Genomic DNA, 3,506 nt, shown 5'->3' on the forward strand with positions numbered 1-3,506 from the left:
GCAGGGGTTGGGTGATGGTGGTGTCGACGGGCCGTTGTGGGTGGTGACCCGCGGTGGTGTGTCGGTGGTGCCGGGTGATGTGGTTGGTGTGGTGCAGGCGGGTGTGTGGGGTCTGTGCCGGTCGGTGGCGTTGGAGCATGGGGATCGCTGGGGCGGTCTGATCGACGTGGTGGGCGAGGGTCTGGCTGCGGGTGTGGTTGCCGGTCTGGGTGGCGAGGATCAGGTGGCGGTGCGTGACGGGCAGGTGTATGGCCGTCGTCTCGTGCGTGCCGGGTCTGATGGTGGCGGGTGGGTTCCTCGGGGGACGGTGCTGGTCACCGGTGGAACGGGCGCTCTCGGCGTGGAGGTCGCTCGGTGGTTGGTGGCGCGTGGTGCGGAGCACGTCGTACTGGCCAGTCGTGGCGGGGTCCTGGACGAGAGCGTGGTGCTGGAGTTCGGCGATCGGGTCTCGGCGGTGTCGTGTGATGTGAGTGATCGTGCTGCGGTGGCGGCGCTCGTCGAAGGTGTGGGTCTGCGTCACGGTCCGTTGCGTGGTGTGGTGCATGCGGCGGGTGTGCTGGATGACGGGGTTGTGGACGGCCTGACGCCAGACCGTCTTGCTGGTGTCTGGGGCCCGAAGGTCGAAGGCGCCCGCCATCTGGATGAGGCGACACGCGCCCTGGACCTGGACGCGTTCGTGGTGTTCTCGTCCATGGCGGGGGTTCTGGGATCTCCTGGTCAGGCGAATTACGCGGCGGCGAATGCCGCGCTGGACGGGGTCGTGTCGGCCCGTCGTACCGCGGGGCTCCCCGCCGTATCGGTGGCCTGGGGTCCCTGGGCCGGCGCCGGAATGGCGGCCGGGGACGGTGTCGCGTCCCGCCACATCCGTGGCGGAGTCCCCGCCATGGACCCCTCCGTAGCCGTCGAGGCGCTGGGATCCGTGGCGGCCGGTGAAGCGGCGACCGTGCTTGTCGCCGACATCGACTGGGGTCGGTTTGTGAGTGGTCCGGTGCCATTGGTGTCGGAGCTGGTCGAGGTGCGGGCGCTGTTTGAGGGCCGCCCGGCTTCGGTGGTTGGTCTGGTCGGCCGGTTGGCGGGGTTGGGTCGGGGTGAGCAGGAGCGGTTGCTGCTGGAGCTGGTTCGGGAGCGGGCCGCCGGGGTTCTCGGCCATCAGGGTGTCGGAGCCGTCGGAGTGGACCGTGCCTTCCGGGAGTTGGGCTTCGACTCGCTGACGGCTGTGGAGTTCCGTAACACTCTGTCGGCCGAGACAGGGTTGTCATTGCCGTCCACCATCGTCTTCGACTATCCGACCCCCACTCTCCTCGCCGCCCACGTACTGAACCTCCTGGTCGGCGCCGACGCCGGCCAGGCCCTCCTGCGTACGTCTGCCGCGCCCGCATCCGCTCTGGACGAGCCGGTGGCGATCGTGGCGATGAGCTGCCGGTTCCCCGGTGGGGTCGAGTCGCCGGAGGATCTGTGGGATCTGGTGGCTCAAGGCCGGGACGGCATGGGGGAGTTCCCCGCGGATCGTGGCTGGGATCTGGACGGTCTGTTCGATCCGGACCCGGACCACCGCGGCACCTCGTACACTCGCACCGGCGGATTCCTCTACGGTGCCGCCGAGTTCGATCCGTCGTTCTTCGGCATCAGCCCGCGCGAGGCCGTGGCGATGGATCCGCAGCAGCGGTTGTTGCTGGAGACGGCCTGGGAAGCGTTCGAGCGCGCGGGGATCGATCCGCGGTCGTTGCGCGGCAGTTCGACCGGTGTGTTCATGGGGACCAACGGTCAGGACTACGCCGGCACACTCCTCTTCTCCGACGACAACTTTGACGGCTATCTCGGGACCGGCAGTGCCGCGAGTGTCGTCTCGGGCCGTCTCTCGTACTTCTTCGGCCTCGAAGGCCCCGCGATGACGGTGGACACGGCCTGTTCCGCGTCGCTGGTCGCGCTGCACCTCGCGGTCCAGGCGCTACGGCGCGGCGAATGCAACCTCGCGCTCGCGGGCGGTGTCACCGTCATGTCGACGCCCGGTCTGTTCGTCGAATTCAGCACGCAGCGCGGGCTGTCCGCCGACGGCCGCTGCAAGGCATTCTCCGACGACGCGGACGGCACGGGCTGGGGCGAGGGCGCCGGGCTGCTGCTGGTCGAGCGTCTCAGCGACGCGGAGCGCAACGGCCACCAGGTGCTCGCGGTCGTGCGCGGCAGCGCGGTGAACCAGGACGGTGCGTCCAACGGTCTGACCGCGCCGAACGGCCCTTCTCAGCAGCGCGTCATCCGCGCCGCCCTGGCCGACGCCGGACTGACCACCATGGACGTCGATGCCGTCGAGGCGCACGGCACAGGCACCACCCTTGGTGACCCCATCGAGGCGCAGGCGCTGCTCGCCACCTACGGTCAAGGCCGCGCCGAGGAACGGCCGTTGTGGCTCGGCTCCATCAAGTCGAACATCGGACACACCCAGGCCGCCGCCGGGGTCGCAGGCGTCATCAAGATGGTGCAGGCCATGCGCAACGGCCTGCTGCCCAAGACCCTCCACGTCTCCGAGCCGTCCTCGCACGTGGACTGGACCGTCGGCGGCGTGGAACTTCTCACCGAGGCCCGTCCCTGGCCCACCGTCGACCGGCCGTACCGCGCAGCCATCTCGTCCTTCGGCGTGTCGGGTACGAACGCGCATACGGTCATCGAGGCCGCGCCCGCCCAACTCCCGCACCCCGAACAGGAGTCCGCGACTCCTCCGGTCGTGCCGTGGCTGCTCTCCGCGCGTACCCCGGGCGGCCTGCGTGCCCAGGCCGCTCGCCTGCACACGTACCTCAGTGAGCACACCGAGGCGCGCCCGGCCGATGTCGGGTTCTCTCTCGCCACCACGCGCGCGGTGCTGGAACACCGCGCCGTGGTGATCGGTGGCAACGGTCACGAGCTGCGTGCGGCGCTGGGCGACCTGGCTGCCGATACGCCGTCGGGCAGTGTTGTCACGGGGGAGGCGTGTTCGGCCGGCAGGACGGCATTCCTCTTCCCCGGTCAGGGATCGCAGTGGGTAGGCATGGCGCTCGGCCTGCTCGACTCCTCTCCGGTGTTCGCGGACAGGATCGCCGACTGCGAGCGCGCTCTACTTCCCTTCATCGACTGGTCGTTGACGGCGGTGTTGCGTGGTGAGGTGGGCGCGCCGTCGTTGGACCGGGTGGATGTGGTGCAGCCGGTGTCGTGGGCGGTGATGGTGTCGCTGGCGGCGCTCTGGCGCTCGTACGGTGTCGAGCCGGACGCCGTGGTCGGTCATTCGCAGGGCGAGATCGCCGCCGCGTGTGTCTCCGGGCTGCTGAGCATTGATGATGCGGCGCTCGTGGTCGCCTTGCGCAGCCGGGCGGTCATGGCGTTGTCGGGTCTGGGTGGGATGGTGTCGGTTGCCGAGCCGGTCGATCAGGTGGCGGAACGGCTGAAGGCGTGGGAGGGGCGGCTGTCGGTCGCTGCGGTCAACGGGCCTTCGTCGGTGGTCGTTTCGGGTGATGCGGACGCGATCGACGGCCTGTTCG

General features: G+C 69.7%; 1 protein-coding gene. It reads left to right on the forward strand.

Annotation, left to right across the window (positions count from 1 at the left end):
- On the forward strand, positions 1 to 3,506 hold a 3,506-nt coding region (locus QR77_RS29225), incomplete at both ends, for a type I polyketide synthase (RefSeq protein ID WP_150130595.1).

This window comes from Streptomyces sp. 150FB (assembly GCF_000818195.1).
In the GTDB taxonomy this organism is placed as follows: domain Bacteria; phylum Actinomycetota; class Actinomycetes; order Streptomycetales; family Streptomycetaceae; genus Streptomyces.